General features: G+C 61.6%; 23 protein-coding genes. 12 read left to right on the top strand and 11 right to left on the bottom strand.

Translation table 11 applies throughout. The features are described from left to right. Nucleotides 1-27: 27 nt before the first annotated feature. Nucleotides 28-552, bottom strand: coding sequence for a hypothetical protein (locus VM99_19985; GenBank protein ID AKK00245.1), 525 nt, complete (start codon nt 550-552; stop codon nt 28-30). Between the two features lie 107 nt (nt 553-659). Here VM99_19985 and pmbA point away from each other — a divergent pair, with 107 nt between their 5' ends. The 5 genes from pmbA to VM99_19960 all read left to right on the top strand — a co-directional run bounded on the left by pmbA (nt 660) and on the right by VM99_19960 (nt 5,004). After that, nucleotides 660-2,006 (top strand): peptidase PmbA, encoded by a 1,347-nt coding sequence (gene pmbA, locus VM99_19980; protein AKK00244.1) that lies wholly within the window; start codon nt 660-662, stop codon nt 2,004-2,006. A 131-nt stretch (nt 2,007-2,137) separates the two neighbouring features. Beyond that, nucleotides 2,138-2,533 carry a FagA protein gene (locus tag VM99_19975; GenBank protein AKK00243.1) on the top strand — a complete coding sequence of 132 codons (396 nt, stop codon included), beginning with the start codon at nt 2,138-2,140 and terminating at the stop codon, nt 2,531-2,533. Continuing rightward, nucleotides 2,526-3,902 carry an aspartate ammonia-lyase gene (gene aspA, locus VM99_19970; GenBank protein AKK00242.1) on the top strand — a complete coding sequence of 459 codons (1,377 nt, stop codon included), beginning with the start codon at nt 2,526-2,528 and terminating at the stop codon, nt 3,900-3,902. The genes VM99_19975 and aspA overlap by 8 nt, the downstream gene beginning before the upstream one ends. 26 nt (nt 3,903-3,928) lie before the next feature. Then, nucleotides 3,929-4,369 carry a hypothetical protein gene (locus tag VM99_19965; GenBank protein AKK00241.1) on the top strand — a complete coding sequence of 147 codons (441 nt, stop codon included), beginning with the start codon at nt 3,929-3,931 and terminating at the stop codon, nt 4,367-4,369. 2 nt (nt 4,370-4,371) lie between these two features. After that, complete coding sequence (locus VM99_19960) at nt 4,372-5,004, top strand: superoxide dismutase (GenBank protein ID AKK00240.1); 633 nt, start codon at nt 4,372-4,374, stop codon at nt 5,002-5,004. Here VM99_19960 and VM99_19955 read toward each other — a convergent pair. From VM99_19955 to VM99_19910, 10 genes are all read right to left on the bottom strand, one after another. Next, nucleotides 4,983-5,258, bottom strand: coding sequence for a phosphocarrier protein HPr (locus VM99_19955; protein ID AKK00239.1), 276 nt, complete (start codon nt 5,256-5,258; stop codon nt 4,983-4,985). The two genes, VM99_19960 and VM99_19955, sit on opposite strands and share 22 nt — an antisense overlap. 15 nt (nt 5,259-5,273) lie before the next feature. Further along, on the bottom strand, nt 5,274-6,131 hold the full coding sequence (locus VM99_19950) for a glmZ(sRNA)-inactivating NTPase (GenBank protein ID AKK00238.1): 858 nt from the start codon (nt 6,129-6,131) through the stop codon (nt 5,274-5,276). Nucleotides 6,132-6,133: 2 nt separating this feature from the next. After that, a complete protein-coding gene (locus tag VM99_19945) occupies nt 6,134-6,598 on the bottom strand; it encodes a PTS fructose transporter subunit IIA (GenBank protein AKK00237.1) in 465 nt (154 codons plus the stop codon). Nucleotides 6,599-6,610: 12 nt separating this feature from the next. Next, on the bottom strand, nt 6,611-6,919 hold the full coding sequence (locus VM99_19940; protein ID AKK00236.1) for a ribosome hibernation promoting factor HPF: 309 nt from the start codon (nt 6,917-6,919) through the stop codon (nt 6,611-6,613). Between the two features lie 76 nt (nt 6,920-6,995). Further along, nucleotides 6,996-8,489 carry an RNA polymerase factor sigma-54 gene (locus VM99_19935; protein AKK00235.1) on the bottom strand — a complete coding sequence of 498 codons (1,494 nt, stop codon included), beginning with the start codon at nt 8,487-8,489 and terminating at the stop codon, nt 6,996-6,998. 164 nt (nt 8,490-8,653) lie between these two features. Further along, nucleotides 8,654-9,379 carry a sugar ABC transporter ATP-binding protein gene (locus VM99_19930; protein ID AKK00234.1) on the bottom strand — a complete coding sequence of 242 codons (726 nt, stop codon included), beginning with the start codon at nt 9,377-9,379 and terminating at the stop codon, nt 8,654-8,656. Then, on the bottom strand, nt 9,379-9,924 hold the full coding sequence (locus VM99_19925) for an organic solvent tolerance protein OstA (GenBank protein AKK00233.1): 546 nt from the start codon (nt 9,922-9,924) through the stop codon (nt 9,379-9,381). Before VM99_19925 ends, VM99_19930 begins: the two co-directional genes overlap by 1 nt. Beyond that, entirely contained in the window at nt 9,911-10,480 is a 570-nt protein-coding gene (locus VM99_19920; protein AKK00232.1) for a lipopolysaccharide ABC transporter permease, read from the bottom strand. The genes VM99_19925 and VM99_19920 overlap by 14 nt, the downstream gene beginning before the upstream one ends. A gap of 7 nt (nt 10,481-10,487) precedes the next feature. Then, nucleotides 10,488-11,012, bottom strand: coding sequence for a 3-deoxy-D-manno-octulosonate 8-phosphate phosphatase (locus VM99_19915; protein AKK00231.1), 525 nt, complete (start codon nt 11,010-11,012; stop codon nt 10,488-10,490). Then, the gene (locus tag VM99_19910; GenBank protein AKK00230.1) at nt 11,013-11,987 is read right to left on the bottom strand and encodes a D-arabinose 5-phosphate isomerase; all 975 of its coding nucleotides are present in this window, start codon (nt 11,985-11,987) and stop codon (nt 11,013-11,015) included. It lies immediately after the preceding gene. Nucleotides 11,988-12,264: 277 nt separating this feature from the next. On the opposite strand from VM99_19910, the gene VM99_19905 reads away from it, so the two are divergent. From VM99_19905 to VM99_19875, 7 genes are all read left to right on the top strand, one after another. Next, nucleotides 12,265-13,074: an ABC transporter ATP-binding protein gene (locus VM99_19905; protein ID AKK00229.1), complete on the top strand. Its 810-nt coding sequence runs from the start codon at nt 12,265-12,267 to the stop codon at nt 13,072-13,074. Beyond that, the gene (locus VM99_19900; protein ID AKK00228.1) at nt 13,074-13,871 is read left to right on the top strand and encodes an ABC transporter permease; all 798 of its coding nucleotides are present in this window, start codon (nt 13,074-13,076) and stop codon (nt 13,869-13,871) included. Before VM99_19905 ends, VM99_19900 begins: the two co-directional genes overlap by 1 nt. Beyond that, on the top strand, nt 13,871-14,338 hold the full coding sequence (locus VM99_19895) for an organic solvent ABC transporter substrate-binding protein (GenBank protein AKK00227.1): 468 nt from the start codon (nt 13,871-13,873) through the stop codon (nt 14,336-14,338). Before VM99_19900 ends, VM99_19895 begins: the two co-directional genes overlap by 1 nt. A gap of 11 nt (nt 14,339-14,349) precedes the next feature. Then, nucleotides 14,350-15,003 carry a toluene tolerance protein gene (locus tag VM99_19890; GenBank protein AKK00226.1) on the top strand — a complete coding sequence of 218 codons (654 nt, stop codon included), beginning with the start codon at nt 14,350-14,352 and terminating at the stop codon, nt 15,001-15,003. 8 nt (nt 15,004-15,011) lie between these two features. Then, nucleotides 15,012-15,317, top strand: coding sequence for an anti-sigma factor antagonist (locus VM99_19885; GenBank protein AKK01804.1), 306 nt, complete (start codon nt 15,012-15,014; stop codon nt 15,315-15,317). A 113-nt stretch (nt 15,318-15,430) separates the two neighbouring features. Next, nucleotides 15,431-15,670, top strand: a complete 240-nt coding sequence (locus tag VM99_19880) for a BolA family transcriptional regulator (protein ID AKK00225.1) — start codon at nt 15,431-15,433, stop codon at nt 15,668-15,670. 22 nt (nt 15,671-15,692) lie between these two features. After that, on the top strand, nt 15,693-16,958 hold the full coding sequence (locus VM99_19875; protein ID AKK00224.1) for a UDP-N-acetylglucosamine 1-carboxyvinyltransferase: 1,266 nt from the start codon (nt 15,693-15,695) through the stop codon (nt 16,956-16,958). Nucleotides 16,959-17,071: the final 113 nt, after the last annotated feature.

Genomic DNA, 17,071 nt, shown 5'->3' with positions numbered 1-17,071 from the left:
CTCCCAAAGGGGAGTGGGCGTGAGCGATCAGCGCAAACCGCGTTGGGTCTCGTCCAGCTCACGGATGTACTTGAAGATTTTACGGCTCGAGGCCGGCGGCTTGTTCTGCGCCACCTCGTGCTGGGCCTGACGGATCAGGGAGCGCAATTGCTGGCGATCGGCCTCCGGGTAGTCGATGACGAATTTTTCCAGGGTGCCGTCGTCGCCTGCGATCAAGCGATCGCGCCAGCGCTCCAGGTTGTGGAAACGTTCGTTGTATTGCCGGGTGGAAGCATCGAGTTGATCGAGCAGCACCAGGATGGCGTCAGTGTCCTGGTCGCGCATCAGTTTGCCGATGAATTGCAGGTGCCGTTTACGCGCGATGTTCGCGGTGTGCTTGGGCGCATCGGCCAGGGCCCGGCGCAAGGCGTCGGTCAGGGGCAGTTTGGCCAGCAAGTCAGGCTTGAGTGTTGTCAGGCGCTCGCCGAGGTCAACCAGAGCATGCAGCTCGCGTTTGACCTGGGATTTGCTTTTTTCGCCCCCGTAGAGGGCATCGTCGTAAGAATCAACCATGGTGGCAGTCCGCAAAGAAACGCCGCCATGATAACCAGTCGGGGGCCGCTTGTCCGGCCCGGTCGCTCGAAGGCCTAACCGAAAGCCGAATTTGATGGAGAAAACCAATGAGTGCAGTTCAGAGCGTCGGCCCGCAAGCATTGCCGGCACTGCAGGAGCAGGTCGAGCAGATCCTCGCCGAGGCCAAGCGCCAGGGTGCCAGCGCGTGTGAAGTGGCGGTGTCGCTGGAGCAGGGCTTGTCGACGTCGGTACGCCAGCGCGAGGTAGAAACCGTCGAGTTCAATCGCGACCAGGGTTTTGGCATCACGTTGTACGTCGGCCAGCGCAAGGGTTCGGCCAGCACCTCGGCCAGCGGCCCGGACGCCATTCGCGAAACCGTCGCCGCTGCACTGGCGATTGCCAAGCACACGTCCGAAGATGAAGCCTCGGGGCTGGCCGACGCCGCGCTGATGTGCAAGGAGGCGCGCGACTTCGACCTGTTCCACGCCTGGGACATCACGCCCGAACAAGCCATCGAGCAGGCGCTGCGCTGCGAAGCGGCGGCGTTCGATGCCGACGCGCGAATCAAGAACGCCGACGGCACGACGCTCAATACCCACCAGGGGTGCCGGGTCTATGGCAACAGCCACGGCTTCATCGGCGGCTATGCCTCGACGCGTCACAGCCTCAGTTGCGTCATGATCGCCGAGGCGAACGGCCAGATGCAGCGCGATTACTGGTACGACGTGAACCGCCAAGGCACATTGCTGGCGGACCCGCTGAGCATCGGCCAGAAAGCCGCGCAGCGGGCGGCCAGCCGTCTCGGCGCACGGCCGGTCCCCACCTGCGAAGTGCCGGTGCTGTTTTCCGCCGAGCTGGCCGGTGGGCTGTTCGGCAGCTTCCTGTCGGCGGTGTCCGGCGGCAACCTGTACCGCAAGTCGTCGTTCCTCGAGGGCGCCCTGGGCCAGAAACTGTTCCCGGAATGGATGACCATCGATGAACGCCCACACCTGATGCAGGCCATGGGCAGTTCCGCGTTCGACGGCGATGGCCTGGCGACCTATGCCAAGCCGTTCGTGGAGAACGGTGAACTGGTGTCCTACATCCTCGGCACCTATTCGGGCCGCAAGCTCGGCATGCCGAGCACCGCCAACGCGGGTGGCGTGCATAACCTGTTCGTGACCCACGGCGAGGAAGACCAGGCGGCGTTGCTGCGGCGGATGGGCCGCGGCTTGCTGGTGACCGAACTGATGGGCCATGGCCTGAACATGGTGACCGGTGATTACTCGCGCGGCGCGGCGGGTTTCTGGGTCGAGAACGGCGAGATCCAGTTCCCGGTCCAGGAGGTGACCATTGCCGGCAACCTGCGTGACATGTTCAAGCAGATTGTCGCCGTGGGTAATGATTTGGAGCTGCGCAGTAATATCCGCACCGGTTCGGTGCTGATCGAACGAATGATGGTGGCGGGCAGCTGATCGCCAACGCAATGAAAAAGGCGCGTTCTCCCTGACGGGGGGGACGCGCTTTTTTTATGTCCGTGAACTTCTCTTGTGTTGAGTTTGATTATCATTTAATAATTAATCTCATTTTCCGAATGAGCCCGGTCATGAGTTCTGCACTGCACGAGCCACCCTACCTCGAAAGCTGGCGCTGGATGAGTCGCCAGATCCGTTGCGCAATGGACCCGGACGAGCCGCGGCTCATCGAGCACTACCTGGCCGAAGGTCGTTACCTGGCCTGCTGCACCGTCACTTCGCCATGGATGATTGGCGAAACCGCATTCCGCCTGCTGCTCGACACCGCTTCGGATGTCGCGTTGCCCTGGCACTGGCGAACCCTCTGCCTCGACCAGGCGTGGCGCCCCCTGCGTGACCTCGAACGACAATCCCTGTGCGGCTGCCGCCTGAAGCGTTGGCAGGCGCATGCCTGGGCGCTGGCGACCTGCGCCCTGGAGCCGTCGATCCCTCTTATTGAACTGGTGCAAGGATCTTCCGATGAGTAATACCCGTATCGAACGCGACAGCATGGGCGAGCTTCAGGTCCCGGAGGCGGCCCTCTACGGTGCGCAGACCCAGCGTGCGGTGGATAACTTCCCCATCAGCGGCCAGCGCATGCCCGCGCAATTCATTCGCGCGCTGATCCTGGCCAAGGCCGCCGCCGCCCGGGCCAATGTCGAGCTGGGGCAGATCAGCGCGGCCCAGGGCAAGGCGATCGTGGAGGCCACCCAGGGTTTGCTCGAAGACGACTTCATGGCGCATTTCCCGGTGGACATCTTCCAGACCGGCTCCGGCACCAGCTCCAACATGAACGCCAACGAAGTGCTCGCCACCCTCGCCAGCCGGTTGCTGGGCGAGCCGATCAACCCCAACGACCACGTCAATTGCGGCCAGAGCAGCAACGACATCATTCCAACCAGCATTCATGTCAGCGCCGCGCTGGCCCTGCATGAACAATTGCTGCCGGCGTTGCTGCACCTGGTGCAGGTGATCGAGCACAAGGCCGTGCAGGTCCACCCGTTCATCAAGACCGGCCGTACCCACCTGATGGATGCCGTGCCGGTGCGCTTGAGCCAGGTGCTCGAGGGTTGGGCGCAGCAACTCAAGGCCAACATCGGTCACCTGCAGGACTTGCTGCCGAGCCTGCAAGCGCTGGCCCAGGGCGGTACGGCGGTGGGTACCGGGGTCAATGCCCATCCGCGTTTCGCCGAGCTGTTCAGCCAGCAACTGACGCAATTGACCGGGGTGCAATTCACTCCAGGCAAGCACCTGTTCGCGCTGATCGGTTCCCAGGACACTGCCGTGGCGGTGTCCGGCCAACTCAAGACCACCGCGGTGTCGCTGATGAAAATCGCCAACGACCTGCGCTGGATGAATTCCGGGCCGTTGGCTGGCCTGGGCGAGATCGAGCTCGAAGGCCTGCAGCCGGGCTCGTCGATCATGCCCGGCAAGGTCAACCCGGTGATCCCCGAAGCCACGGCGATGGTGGCAGCCCAGGTCATCGGCAACGACACGGTGATCACCGTCGCCGGTCAGTCCGGTAATTTCGAACTGAACGTGATGTTGCCGATCATCGCCCAGAACCTGTTGAGCAGCATCGCCCTGATGTCCACTGCCAGCCGTTTGCTGGCGGACAAGGCCATCGCCACGTTCAAGGTCAACGAAGCCCGGCTCAAGGATGCGTTGTCGCGCAATCCGATCCTGGTTACCGCCTTGAACCCGATCATCGGTTACCAGAAGGCCGCTGAAATCGCCAAGATGGCCTACCGGCAAGGCCGCCCGGTCATCGATGTCGCCCTGGAATACACCCATCTGAGCCGTAGCGAACTCGAGGTTCTGCTGGACCCCGAGAAGCTCACCGCTGGCGGCGTTTAACCCGACACACCTGTGGAGGATTGATCATGGAACACTGGAAACGAACGATCGAACGCGCCAATCGCTGGTTCAGGCTGGGCGAGTGGGTGGATGCCCGGGAAGCCTATCTGCAGGCACTGGCCTTGGCCCAGGTGTTGTTCGAGCGCTGGCCGGACGCCGATGAAGCCGTGGCTGCCTCTGTCGTTTCCCATCACAACCTGGCGGACCTGCACTTGTGCCTGAACCAGCCGGAGGAGAGTGTCGAGTACCTGTGCGCCATTCACCAACGCCTGCTGCAAACCATGCAGGACGAACGCCTGGCACCGGCCCTGCGTGCAGCGGCGCTGCGCCAGAGCCACAAGACCTACGTCGAACTGCTGAATTTCATCAGCGAGCACGGCGAATACCCTCGCACCCAACGCCTGCTGCACTGCGATGCCGCCTCATCGCGGCCGCGCAATGCCCCGGTTCATTACGGAGTTCATTGAAAATGGCTTTTACCTTGCCTGCATTGCCCTACGCCTACGACGCCCTGGAACCGCACATCGATGCGCAGACCATGGAAATCCACTACACCAAGCATCACCAGACCTACATCAACAACCTCAACGCTGCGGTTGAGGGCACCGAATACGCCAACTGGCCCGTCGAGAAGCTGGTCTCCAGCGTGGCGCAATTGCCCCAGGACCTGAAAGCCGCCGTGATCAACCAGGGCGGTGGCCATGCCAACCATTCGTTGTTCTGGGAGGTGATGAGTCCCCAGGGGGGAGGGCGGCCGGAAGGCGCCTTGGCCGAAGCGATCGAAACGCAACTGGGTGGCCTGGAGCGTTTCAAGGAAGCCTTCACCAAGGCCGCGCTCACCCGCTTCGGCAGTGGCTGGGCCTGGCTGAGCGTGACAGCGCAAAATACCCTGGTGGTGGAAAGCAGCGGTAACCAGGACAGCCCGCTGATGAATGGCAATACGCCGATCCTGGGGCTGGACGTGTGGGAGCACGCCTACTACCTGCGCTACCAGAACCGTCGGCCCGAATACATCAGCGCGTTCTACAACGTGATCAACTGGCCAGAAGTGGCGCGGCGCTACGAGGCTGCGCTAGGCGCTTATTCGCCTTCGTCGAAATAGTTGTTGATCAAGGCCACCAGGGCATCCATCGCTTCCTGCGCCTCTTCGCCTTCGGTGGCCAGGTGGATCTTGGTGCCCTTGCCGGCAGCGAGCATCATCATGGCCATGATGCTCTTGCCGTCGATCATGGTTTCAGGCGTCCGACCGACGCGGATAGTCGTGTCCTTGAACCGGCCTGCCACGCCAACGAATTTGGCTGAAGCCCGGGCGTGCAGCCCCAGCTTGTTGATGATTTCTATTTCCTGAGCAGGCATCGCGATGTGAATCCTTTAACTGAGGTCGCGGTGGCGAACCTGGACATTCTTCAGGGATTGTTGCAGGAGCTGACCCAGGCGTTCGGTCAGGTAGACGGAGCGGTGATGGCCGCCCGTGCAGCCAATGGCAATCGTGACGTAGGCACGGTTGCTGGCGGCAAAGCGGGGCAGCCACTTGAGCAGGTAGCTGGAAATATCCTGGTACATCTCTTCGACATCCGGCTGTGCGGCCAGGTAGTCGATTACCGGTTGGTCGAGCCCGGACTGCTCGCGCAACTCCGGTTTCCAATAAGGGTTGGGCAGGCAGCGCACGTCGAACACCAGGTCGGCGTCCACGGGCATGCCACGTTTGAACCCGAACGACTCCACCAGGAACGCCGTACCTGGCTCCGGCTGGTTCAGCAGGCGCAACTTGATGGTGTCGCGCAGCTGATACAGGTTCAGGTTCGTGGTATTGACCTTCAGGTCCGCCAGGTCGGCAATCGGCCCCAGCAGTTGGCTCTCATCCTCGATGGCTTCAGCCAGGGAGCGATTGGCGTTGCTCAGCGGGTGGCGCCGGCGGGTTTCGGAAAACCGCTTGAGCAGTGTTTCTTCATCGGCATCCAGGTACAAGACATCGCACTGGATGTGCCGGCTGCGCACTTCCTCGAGCAGGGCCGGGAAACGCGACAGATGGCTGGGCAGGTTGCGCGCGTCGATGGACACCGCCACCAAAGGCTGCGCCAGCTCGGTATGGATCATCGCGCGCTCGGCCAGCTCCGGCAGCAAGCCGGCGGGCAGGTTGTCTATGCAGTAGTAGCCGCTGTCCTCAAGCACATTGAGGGCCGTGCTTTTACCGGAGCCGGAGCGACCACTGACGATGATCATGCGCATGTTTAATGACCGTTCTGCTCGTCCAGGACAACCTGATACAAGGCTTGGTTAGTCGGTGCGCTGCGCAATTTTTCGCGCACTTCCTTGCGGTCCAGCATGCTGGCGATCTGGCGCAGCAGCTCAAGATGCGCATCGGTCGCCGCTTCCGGGACCAGCAGTACGAACAGCAGGTCGACCGGTGCGCCGTCAATGGCGTCGAAATCGATGGCGGCTTCAAGGTGCAGCAACGCGCTGATGGGCGAGGTGCATCCCTTGAGGCGGCAGTGAGGAATGGCGATGCCGTTGCCAAAACCGGTGGAACCGAGTTTTTCACGGGCAACGAGGGCCTCGAAGACGTCCTGCATTTCCAGATCCGGCACTTCGCGGTGGATCAGGTTGGCGATTTGTTCGAGGGCTTTCTTTTTACTGCCGCCCGGCGCGTTCACCAGGGAACGGCCGGGGGTCAGGATGGTTTCTAGTCGGATCATGGATTGGGGGGGTTAACGACCGGTAGCGCCCTGGAGGAGGCTCTGGGTCTTTTCCTTATGCTTTTTGAGTTGGCGATCCAGCTTGTCGGTCAGCAGGTCAATCGCGGCATACATGTCTGTGTGCTCCGCATTGGCAACCACCTCTCCGCCGGGAATATGCAACGTGGCTTCGATTTTCTGCAGCAGCTTCTCGACGTTCATGGTGACTTGCACATTGGTGATCTTGTCGAAATGCCTTTCCAATCGGTCGAGTTTTTCGCCGATATAGGTGCGCAGGGGTTCGGTCACTTCCAGTTGGTGTCCACTGATGTTGACTTGCATACAGCTTCTCCTTCGTTGCCAGTGCATAAAGCGGCAGGCAGAAATGCCTGCCACTGGAACGCTGTGGCGTGGCCTGTTACATCAACCGCTTGCGTTCGCTCGAAGGTGCTATCCCGAGGGATTCGCGGTACTTGGCGACGGTACGGCGGGCCACCTGAATGCCTTGTGCCTCCAGTAAACCAGCGATCTTGCTGTCACTCAACGGCTTTTTCTGATTTTCCGCAGCCACCAGTTTCTTGATGATTGCGCGGATGGCCGTGGACGAGCATTCGCCGCCTTCGGAGGTGCTGACATGGCTGGAGAAAAAGTATTTCAATTCATAGATGCCCCGTGGGGTATGCATGAATTTCTGGGTGGTTACCCGGGAAATCGTCGACTCGTGCATGCCCACTGCCTCGGCAATGTCATGCAGGACCAACGGTTTCATCGCTTCGTCGCCGTACTCCAGGAAGCCGCGCTGATGCTCGACGATCTGGGTGGCCACTTTCATCAGGGTTTCGTTGCGACTCTGCAGGCTCTTGATGAACCAGCGCGCTTCCTGCAACTGGTTGCGCATGAAAGTGTTGTCGGCGCTGGTGTCGGCGCGCCTGACGAAGCCGGCGTACTGGGCGTTGACCCGCAGCTTGGGCACCGACTCCTGGTTCAGCTCGACCAGCCAGCGATCGTTGTGCTTGCGCACGATGACGTCGGGCACCACGTATTCGGGTTCGGTGGATTCGATCTGCGAGCCGGGGCGCGGGTTGAGGCTCTGCACCAGTTCGATGACCTGGCGCAGTTCGTCTTCCTTGAGCTTCATGCGGCGCATCAACTGGCTGTAGTCGCGGCCGCCCAGCAGGTCGATGTAGTCGGTGACCAGTCGCTTGGCTTCGGTCAGCCAGGGTGTCTTGGCCGGCAACTGGCGCAGTTGCAGCAGCAGGCATTCGCCCAGGTTGCGGGCGCCGATGCCGGCCGGCTCGAACTGTTGGATCCGGTGGAGAACGGCCTCGATCTCGTCCAGCTCGATGTCGAGCTCGGGGTCGAAGGCTTCCAGGATTTCTTCCAGGGTCTCGTCCAGGTAGCCCTGGTTGTTGATGCAGTCGATCAGGGTGACGGCGATCAGGCGATCGGTGTCGGACATCGGCGCCAGGTTCAACTGCCACAGCAAGTGGCTTTGCAGGCTTTCGCCGGCGGAGGTGCGGGTGGTGAAGTCCCACTCGTCGTCATCGCTGCTCGGCAGGCTGCTGGCGCTGGTCTGGTAGACGTCTTCCCAGGCCGTGTCCACGGGCAGGTCGTTGGGAATGCGTTCGTTCCATTCGCCGTCCTCGAGGTTGTCCACCGTCGGGGCGGCTTCCTGGTAGGACGGTTCGGGGATCTCGGTGTTGGTCTTCTGCTCGACGTTGTCGGCCAGCGGGTCGGTGTTGTCGAAGTCGTCGCCTTCTTCCTGGCGTTCGAGCATCGGATTGGACTCCAGGGCCTCCTGGATTTCCTGTTGCAGGTCCAGGGTCGACAATTGGAGCAGGCGGATGGCCTGTTGCAGCTGCGGCGTCATCGTCAGCTGCTGGCCCATTCTCAAGACTAGCGATGGTTTCATGGCAGGGGCTTAACACCTTATTCGCCGGCGCACATGCGCCATCCACTACAGGGCGCCGGAGCGCCAAACTTAAGCAAATTATATGCCTGAAACTGAAGTGTTTGCCTAGGGCATCACCATAATAAAATCAGCAATGCCCGCGGCGATTCGCCAGACACTCGTGCTTACAGGCGGAACTCATGGCCCAGGTACACTTCCTTGACCAGGTCGTTGGCCAGGATGGCGGCGGAGTCGCCTTCGGCGATCAGCTGGCCGTCATTGACGATATAGGCGGTCTCGCAGATATCCAGGGTCTCGCGCACGTTGTGGTCGGTGATGAGCACGCCGATGCCCTTGGCCTTGAGGTGGTGGATGATCTGCTTGATGTCGCCCACCGAGATCGGGTCCACGCCGGCGAAGGGTTCGTCGAGCAGGATGAACTTCGGTGCGGTGGCCAGGGCCCGGGCGATTTCCACCCGGCGCCGTTCACCACCGGACAGGCTCATGCCCAGGTTGTCGCGAATGTGGCTGATATGGAATTCCTGCAGCAGGCTTTCCAGTTCCTGGCGACGACCGGCCTTGTCGAGTTCCTTGCGGGTCTCGAGGATCGCCATGATGTTGTCGGCGACCGACAGCTTGCGGAAGATCGACGCTTCTTGCGGCAAGTAGCCGATACCGGCCTTGGCCCGGCCGTGCATCGGCTGGTGGCTGACATCCAGGTCGTCGATCAGTACGCGACCCTGGTCGGCCTGGACCAGGCCGACGATCATGTAGAAGCAGGTGGTCTTGCCCGCGCCGTTGGGGCCGAGCAGGCCGACGATCTGGCCGCTGTCGATGGACAGGCTGACATCACGCACGACTTGACGGCTCTTGTAGCTCTTGGCCAAGTGCTGAGCTTTCAGAGTTGCCATTACTGGGCCTTCTGGTCGGTTTTCTTTTTAGGCTGGATCACCATGTCGATCCGTGGGCGCTGCTCGGTCACCTTGCTGCCGGTGGCGCGACCGGCGCTGGCCAGTTTCTTGTTGGTGTCGTAGACGATCTTCTCACCCTGGGTGACGTTGTTGTCCTTGTCGACGACCTTGGCGCGGTCGATCAGAACGACGCGGTCCTGGGAGGCGTGGTACTGGATGGTCACGCCATAGCCCTGCACAGGCTTGGTGTCGCCGGCGGTCTGCAACTGCTCGAAGTAGGCCAGGTTGCCGACCGAGGTCACCACGTCGATGTCGCCGGACTGGGTGCGCGTGATGGTCACGGTGTTGCCGGTCACTTTCATCGAGCCCTGGGTGATGATCACATCGCCCTTGTAGGTGGCTACGCCGTTCTTGTCGTCCAATTGGGCGTCGTCGGCCTGGATGCGGATAGGCTGGTCGCGGTCGTTGGGAAGAGCCCAGGCGCTCGCGCTTCCCAGTGCTGCGCCCAGACTGAGCAAAATAGGGAGGGTTTTAGCGAGCTTCATACTGTCCTCTTACGTTCGATAGCAGGTGTATCCTGCTTTCCTTCAAATACGCCTTCATTCCCGTGCCGGTCGATACACCCCCGGCGCCGTCGATTCTAACGGGTTGCTCGGTCTGCGCATATTGTTGCTGCGGGAACACCGTCATGCGTGTGCTGGTGATGATGGTCGTGCGGTTCTTCTCGTCGGTCCGGGCCACGCGCACCGAGTCGATCAACTCCACTTCGGTGCCGCCGGAATTGACTTCGGCGCGCTTGCTCTGCACGTGCCACGGAAACTCGGTGCCGCGAAACATGTTCAGGTCCGGCGTGGTGACCAGCGTAATGTCGGTTGCCTTGACGTGGTCGACCTTGTCGGCTGTCATTTCGTACTGCACTTTTCCGTCGGGCAGGTATTGCAGGGTGTGGGTGTTGGTCGCATACCAGTCGATCTTTTCCTCGACCACCGGCGCGGGCTGGTCGAGAAACCGTTCCGGGCTGATGTTCCAGTAGCCCACCGCCGCGAAAATCGCCGCGATACAGGCAAACACCACGATGGTGCGAATCTTCTTGCTCAGCATAATTGGCTCACAGGTACGCGGCGTTGGCCGCTTCGAGGCGGCCCTGGGCGCGCAGGATCAGTTCACAGAATTCGCGGGCCGCGCCTTCGCCGCCGCGCGCCGTGGTCACACCGTGGGCGTGCTCGCGTACGAAGCCGGCCGCATTGGCCACGGCCATGCCAAGGCCGACGCGGCGGATCACCGGCAGGTCCGGCAGGTCGTCACCGAGGTAGGCCACCTGTTCATAGCTTAGGTTGAGTTGGCCCAGAAGTTCGTCGAGGACGACGAGTTTGTCCTCGCGCCCCTGGTAAAGGTGCGGGATGCCGAGGTTCTTGGCGCGCCGTTCGACCACCGGGGTCTTGCGGCCGCTGATGATCGCGGTCTGCACGCCGGCGGCCATCAGCATCTTGATGCCCTGGCCGTCGAGGGTGTTGAAGGTCTTGAATTCGCTGCCGTCCTCGAGGAAATACAGGCGACCGTCGGTCAGTACGCCGTCCACATCGAATACCGCCAGCTTGATGGCCTTGCCGCGTTGCAACAGGTCTGTGCTCATTTACATGACTCCCGCACGCAGCAGATCGTGCATGTTCAGGGCGCCCACCGGACGGTCTTCGTCGTCGACGACCACCAGGGCGTTGATCTTGTGGTCTTCCATGATCTTCAGGGCCTCGGCGGCGAGCATCTCGGCGCGGGCGGTCTTGCCGTGGGGCGTCATCACCTGGTCGATGGTGGCGCTGTGGATGTCGATGGTGCGGTCCAGGGTGCGGCGCAGGTCGCCGTCGGTGAAGATCCCGGCCAGCTTGCCGTCGGCTTCCAGGACCACCGTCATGCCCAGGCCCTTGCGGGTCATCTCCATCAGGGCATCCTTGAGCAAGGTGCCGCGCTGCACCTGCGGCAACTCCTGGCCGGCATGCATCACGTCGTCGACCTTCAGCAGCAGGCGCCGGCCGAGGGCGCCGCCGGGGTGGGAGAAGGCGAAGTCTTCGGCGGTGAAACCCCGGGCTTCCAGCAGGGCCACGGCCAGGGCATCGCCCATGACCAGCGCGGCGGTGGTGGATGAGGTCGGTGCCAGGTTCAGCGGGCAGGCTTCGTGCTCGACATGCACGTTAAGGTTCACGTCGGCGGCCTTGGCCAGGGGCGAGTCGGGGTTGCCGGTGAGGCTGATCAACTGGATGCCCAGGCGCTTGATCAACGGCAGCAGCGTGACGATTTCATTGGTGGAGCCGGAGTTGGACAGGGCGAGGATGACGTCATCCCGGGTGATCATGCCCATGTCGCCGTGGCTGGCTTCGGCCGGGTGAACGAAAAATGCCGTGGTGCCGGTGCTGGCCAGCGTGGCGGCAATCTTGTTGCCGATGTGCCCGGACTTGCCCATGCCGACCACGACCACGCGGCCCTTGCTGGCCAGAATCATCTCGCAGGCGCGTACGAAATCAGCGTCGATATGGGGCAGCAAGCCTTGTACGGCTTCGAGCTCGAGGCGGATGGTACGTTGTGCCGATTGAATCAGGTCGCTGGATTGGCTCATGTCAGAAATCGTATAGCCCGATGAAAAGGCGGCGATTATAGCGGCAATGAACAATTCCCTCACGTAAGTTCGTCATGCTTTGTGTGAATGGGTCGCCCGGCCTGACACAAAGTGTGGTCTTTATCCGTGGATCCAGGCCGACTGGCCCCAGGCTTGGGCCTTGGGCGCAAGGGTGTTGCAGTGATATAGTTCGCCGCCGGTTCGGGTGCCCGGCGGTACCGGCGTTTGTCGGCAGGCCGGGGCATTCGAATGTGAGGCTGCATCGCAAGGAGTTTAGATGAGTGCCGACAACGCTTACGCGGTCGAGCTGAAGGGGCTGTCCTTCAAGCGAGGGACGCGCAGCATTTTCAATGACATCGATATTCGCATTCCACGCGGCAAGGTGACCGGCATCATGGGGCCTTCCGGGTGCGGCAAGACCACGTTGCTGCGGCTGATGGGCGCGCAGTTGCGTCCCAGTGCCGGCGAAGTCTGGGTCAATGGCCAGAATCTTCCCCAGTTGTCGCGCAGCGACCTGTTCGATGCGCGCAAGCACATGGGCGTGCTGTTCCAGAGTGGTGCATTGTTTACCGACCTGGACGTTTTCGAGAACGTGGCCTTTCCCCTGCGGGTCCATACCGACCTGCCGGAAGAGATGATCCGCGACATCGTGCTGCTCAAGTTGCAGGCCGTCGGGCTGCGTGGCGCCCTCGACCTGATGCCGGACGAGCTGTCCGGCGGCATGAAGCGCCGGGTCGCCCTGGCGCGGGCGATTGCCCTCGATCCGAAGATCCTCATGTACGACGAACCCTTCGTCGGGCAGGACCCGATCGCCATGGGCGTGCTCGTGCGCCTGATCCGCCTGCTCAACGACGCGCTGGGCATCACCAGTATCGTGGTGTCCCACGACCTGGCCGAAACCGCCAGCATCGCGGACTACATCTACGTGGTCGGCGATGGCCAGGTACTGGGGCAGGGCACGCCCCAAGAGCTCAAGGACTCGGACAACCCGCGCATTCGCCAATTCATGAAGGGTGATCCGGACGGCCCGGTGGCGTTCCATTTTCCGGCCACGGATTACCGTACCGATCTGCTGGGGAAGCGCTGATGCGCAAGAAATCATTACTGGAAAGAATCCGCCTGTTTGGCCGATCGGGTATCGACGTGGTGGCCGTGCTGGGCCGTTCCTCGTTGTTCCTGATGCACGCCTTGCTGGGCCGCAACTCCACCGGCGGCGGTTTTGGTCTGCTGGTCAAGCAATTGCATGCCGTGGGCGTGATGTCCCTGGTGATCATCGTGGTCTCCGGGATCTTCATCGGCATGGTGCTGGCCCTGCAAGGTTTCAGCATCCTGTCCAGCTACGGCTCGGAGCAGGCCGTCGGGCAGATGGTCGCGCTGACCCTGCTGCGCGAACTCGGCCCGGTGGTGACCGCGCTGCTGTTCGCCGGGCGTGCCGGTTCGGCGTTGACGGCTGAAATCGGTAACATGAAGTCCACCGAGCAATTGTCCAGCCTGGAAATGATCGGCGTGGACCCGCTCAAGTACATCATTGCCCCGCGCCTGTGGGCCGGCTTCATTTCCCTGCCGGTGCTGGCGATGATCTTCAGCGTCGTCGGGATCTGGGGCGGTTCCTGGGTCGCGGTCGACTGGCTGGGGGTCTATGAAGGTTCCTACTGGTCCAACATGCAGAACAGCGTCGACTTCCTCGGCGATGTGCTCAACGGCGTGATCAAAAGTGCCGTATTCGCTTTCGTGGTGACCTGGATCGCCGTGTTTCAAGGCTATGACTGTGAGCCCACGTCAGAGGGGATCAGCCGTGCCACAACCAAGACCGTGGTGTACGCCTCGCTGGCGGTCCTGGGCCTTGACTTTATTCTGACCGCCTTGATGTTTGGAGATTTCTGATGCAAAACCGCACCCTGGAAATCGGTGTCGGCCTTTTCTTGCTGGCTGGCATCCTGGCTTTGCTGCTGCTGGCCCTGCGAGTCAGTGGGCTGGCGCCGACGGCAAGCACCGACACTTATAAACTTTATGCTTATTTCGACAATATCGCCGGTTTGACTGTCAGAGCCAAGGTGACCATGGCCGGTGTGACCATCGGCAAGGTCACGGCAATCGATCTGAACCGAGAGGATTTCACCGGTCGGGTGACGCTGCAGCTGGAAAAGCGCGTGGACAACCTGCCGACTGACACCACGGCATCTATCCTCACGGCTGGGCTGCTGGGCGAGAAGTACATTGGCCTCAGCGTAGGCGGGGAAGAAACCGTGCTCAAGGACGGCGGAACCATCCACGATACGCAGTCGTCCCTGGTGCTCGAAGACCTGATCGGTAAATTCCTGCTCAATACCGTTAGCAAAGACGCCAAATGAGGAGCTTTTGAATGATCTCTATCTTGCGACGTGGCCTGTTGGTGTTGCTCGCGGCGCTGCCGCTGATGGGCAACGCCGTGGCCGCGCCTTCGGCTCACGACATCATCCAGGACACCACCACCCGGTTGCTGGCAGACCTTGCCGCCAACAAAGAGAAATACAAGCAAGACCCGAGCGCGTTCTATGACGCGCTCAACGGTATCGTCGGCCCGGTCGTGGACGCCGACGGCATTTCCAAGAGCATCATGACCGTCAAGTACTCGCGCAAGGCTTCCCCTGCGCAGATGGCCCGCTTCCAGGAAAACTTCAAGCGCAGCCTGATGCAGTTCTACGGCAACGCGTTGCTCGAGTACAACAACCAGGGCATCACCGTCTCGCCGGCGAAGGATGAGAGCGGCACCCGCACCAGCGTCGACATGCAGGTCAAGGGCAACAACGGCGCGGTCTACCCGGTTTCCTACACGCTCGAGAAGATCAACGACGAGTGGAAAGTGCGCAACGTGATCATCAACGGCATCAACATTGGCAAACTGTTCCGTGACCAGTTCGCCGACGCGATGCAGCGCAATGGCAACAACCTGGACAAGACCATCGACGGTTGGGCTGGCGAAGTCGCCAAGGCCAAGGAAGTGACCGAAGAAGCCAAAGAGAAGCAGGAACAATGATCGAGCCGGTGAGTGAGTCGGCCGTTCGTCCGGGCCAGGCCGGCGAGCTGATGCTCAGTGGTGTGCTGGACTATCGCACCGGCCCGGCCTTGCGCAAGCAGGGCCAGGCGCTGATTAAGTCCTCCGGTGCCGCCGAAGTGGTCATTGACTGCTCGGCGGTGCAGAAGTCCAGCAGTGTCGGCTTGTCGCTGCTGCTGTGCTTCATCCGGGACGCCAAGGCGGCCGGCAAGACGTGGAGCATCCGCGCGATGCCCGAAGACATGCGCGAAATAGCCCAGGTCAGCGAATTGACCGAGCTGTTGGCGCACCCCTGACCCACATCTGCGAGAAGCCCCCTGTCAGAGTCCTGCTACGCGGGGTTCGCAGGCGCGGGGCTTTTTTGTATGATGTGCGACCCGCGCGCACTGGGCGCCGATTGAGGTTGAGCATGCAGGCTGTAGAAGTTAAGAGCTTCCTTGAAGCAAAACTGCCAGGTACGCAGGTGGAAGTTGAAGGCGAAGGCTGCAACTTTCAGTTGAACGTGATCAGCGATGAACTGGCGGCATTGAGCCCGGTGAAGCGTCAGCAGCAGGTCTATGCCCATTTGAACCCATGGATCACCGATGGCAGCATCCACGCGGTCACTATGAAATTTTTCAGCAGCGCGGCCTGGGCCGAGCGCACCTGAGCCCAAGGGCGTCGAGATTCTTATGGATAAACTGATTATTACCGGCGGCGTTCGTCTTGATGGCGAAATCCGTATTTCCGGGGCAAAGAACTCCGCTCTGCCGATTCTGGCCGCGACCCTGCTGTGCGATGGCCCGGTGACCGTGGCCAACCTGCCGCACCTGCACGACATCACCACGATGATCGAGCTGTTCGGCCGCATGGGCATCGAGCCGGTGATCGACGAGAAACTCGCCGTCGAGATCGACCCGCGCACCATCAAGACCCTGGTCGCACCGTATGAACTGGTCAAGACCATGCGTGCGTCGATCCTGGTCCTGGGCCCGATGGTCGCCCGCTTCGGCGAAGCCGAAGTCGCCTTGCCTGGCGGTTGCGCCATCGGTTCGCGTCCGGTGGACCTGCACATCCGCGGCCTGGAAGCCATGGGCGCGGTGATCGACGTTGAAGGCGGCTACATCAAGGCCAAGGCACCTGAAGGCGGCCTGCGTGGCGCGCATTTCTTCTTCGATACCGTCAGCGTGACCGGGACCGAGAACATCATGATGGCCGCGGCGTTGGCCAAGGGCCGCAGCGTGTTGCAGAACGCCGCGCGCGAGCCTGAAGTGGTGGACCTGGCGAACTTCCTGATCGCCATGGGTGCCAAGATCAGCGGTGCCGGCACCGACACCATCACCATCGACGGCGTCGAGCGCTTGCATTCGGCCACCTACAAGGTGATGCCGGACCGGATCGAAACCGGCACCTACCTGGTGGCTGCTGCCGTCACCGGTGGCCGCGTCAAGGTCAAGGACACCGATCCGACCATCCTCGAAGCGGTTTTGGAAAAACTCAAGGAAGCCGGCGCCGAAGTCACCTGTGGCGAAGACTGGATCGAAGTGAACATGCACGGCAAGCGGCCAAAGGCTGTTAACGTGCGGACCGCTCCGTACCCCGCGTTCCCGACCGACATGCAAGCCCAGTTCATCTCCCTCAACGCGATTGCCGAAGGCACCGGCGCGGTGATCGAGACGATCTTCGAAAACCGTTTCATGCACGTGTACGAGCTGCATCGCATGGGCGCCAAGATCCAGGTCGAAGGCAACACCGCCATCGTCACCGGCAACGAGAAGCTCAAGGGCGCGCCAGTGATGGCCACCGACCTGCGGGCCTCGGCCAGCCTGGTGATCTCGGCCCTGATTGCCGAAGGCGACACCCTGATCGACCGCATCTACCACATAGACCGTGGCTACGAGTGCATCGAAGAGAAACTGCAGATGCTCGGCGCCAAGATCCGCCGCGTACCGGGCTAGTTGGAAAGGCGCTGCTCAGGCACTTTCCGTGGGCGCAAGGACGCGTCCTTTGATTCGTTTCAAATCGAGGGTGTTTGCACCCTCGATGTGTGTCCGGCGCCGTTTGCGTCCGG

Source organism: Pseudomonas chlororaphis (genome assembly GCA_001023535.1).
Taxonomy (GTDB): Bacteria; Pseudomonadota; Gammaproteobacteria; order Pseudomonadales; family Pseudomonadaceae; genus Aquipseudomonas; species Aquipseudomonas chlororaphis_E.
The sequence above is the reverse complement of the archived record's forward strand: the minus strand, read 5'-3'. Positions and strand labels throughout refer to the sequence as shown.

Bases quoted from the DNA above. Each gene is read 5' to 3' on its own strand.
- VM99_19910 (AKK00230.1), bottom strand. From the start codon at position 11,987: ATGAGCCAATCCAGCGACCTGATTCAATCGGCACAACGTACCATCCGC.
- VM99_19975 (AKK00243.1), top strand. From the start codon at position 2,138: ATGAGTTCTGCACTGCACGAGCCACCCTACCTCGAAAGCTGGCGCTGG.
- VM99_19905 (AKK00229.1), top strand. From the start codon at position 12,265: ATGAGTGCCGACAACGCTTACGCGGTCGAGCTGAAGGGGCTGTCCTTC.
- VM99_19920 (AKK00232.1), bottom strand. From the start codon at position 10,480: ATGCTGAGCAAGAAGATTCGCACCATCGTGGTGTTTGCCTGTATCGCG.
- VM99_19890 (AKK00226.1), top strand. From the start codon at position 14,350: ATGATCTCTATCTTGCGACGTGGCCTGTTGGTGTTGCTCGCGGCGCTG.
- VM99_19935 (AKK00235.1), bottom strand. From the start codon at position 8,489: ATGAAACCATCGCTAGTCTTGAGAATGGGCCAGCAGCTGACGATGACG.
- VM99_19915 (AKK00231.1), bottom strand. From the start codon at position 11,012: ATGAGCACAGACCTGTTGCAACGCGGCAAGGCCATCAAGCTGGCGGTA.
- VM99_19985 (AKK00245.1), bottom strand. From the start codon at position 552: ATGGTTGATTCTTACGACGATGCCCTCTACGGGGGCGAAAAAAGCAAA.
- VM99_19875 (AKK00224.1), top strand. From the start codon at position 15,693: ATGGATAAACTGATTATTACCGGCGGCGTTCGTCTTGATGGCGAAATC.
- VM99_19880 (AKK00225.1), top strand. From the start codon at position 15,431: ATGCAGGCTGTAGAAGTTAAGAGCTTCCTTGAAGCAAAACTGCCAGGT.
- VM99_19965 (AKK00241.1), top strand. From the start codon at position 3,929: ATGGAACACTGGAAACGAACGATCGAACGCGCCAATCGCTGGTTCAGG.
- VM99_19940 (AKK00236.1), bottom strand. From the start codon at position 6,919: ATGCAAGTCAACATCAGTGGACACCAACTGGAAGTGACCGAACCCCTG.
- VM99_19895 (AKK00227.1), top strand. From the start codon at position 13,871: ATGCAAAACCGCACCCTGGAAATCGGTGTCGGCCTTTTCTTGCTGGCT.
- VM99_19955 (AKK00239.1), bottom strand. From the start codon at position 5,258: ATGCCTGCTCAGGAAATAGAAATCATCAACAAGCTGGGGCTGCACGCC.
- pmbA (AKK00244.1), top strand. From the start codon at position 660: ATGAGTGCAGTTCAGAGCGTCGGCCCGCAAGCATTGCCGGCACTGCAG.
- aspA (AKK00242.1), top strand. From the start codon at position 2,526: ATGAGTAATACCCGTATCGAACGCGACAGCATGGGCGAGCTTCAGGTC.
- VM99_19900 (AKK00228.1), top strand. From the start codon at position 13,074: ATGCGCAAGAAATCATTACTGGAAAGAATCCGCCTGTTTGGCCGATCG.
- VM99_19930 (AKK00234.1), bottom strand. From the start codon at position 9,379: ATGGCAACTCTGAAAGCTCAGCACTTGGCCAAGAGCTACAAGAGCCGT.
- VM99_19960 (AKK00240.1), top strand. From the start codon at position 4,372: ATGGCTTTTACCTTGCCTGCATTGCCCTACGCCTACGACGCCCTGGAA.
- VM99_19925 (AKK00233.1), bottom strand. From the start codon at position 9,924: ATGAAGCTCGCTAAAACCCTCCCTATTTTGCTCAGTCTGGGCGCAGCA.
- VM99_19950 (AKK00238.1), bottom strand. From the start codon at position 6,131: ATGCGCATGATCATCGTCAGTGGTCGCTCCGGCTCCGGTAAAAGCACG.
- VM99_19945 (AKK00237.1), bottom strand. From the start codon at position 6,598: ATGATCCGACTAGAAACCATCCTGACCCCCGGCCGTTCCCTGGTGAAC.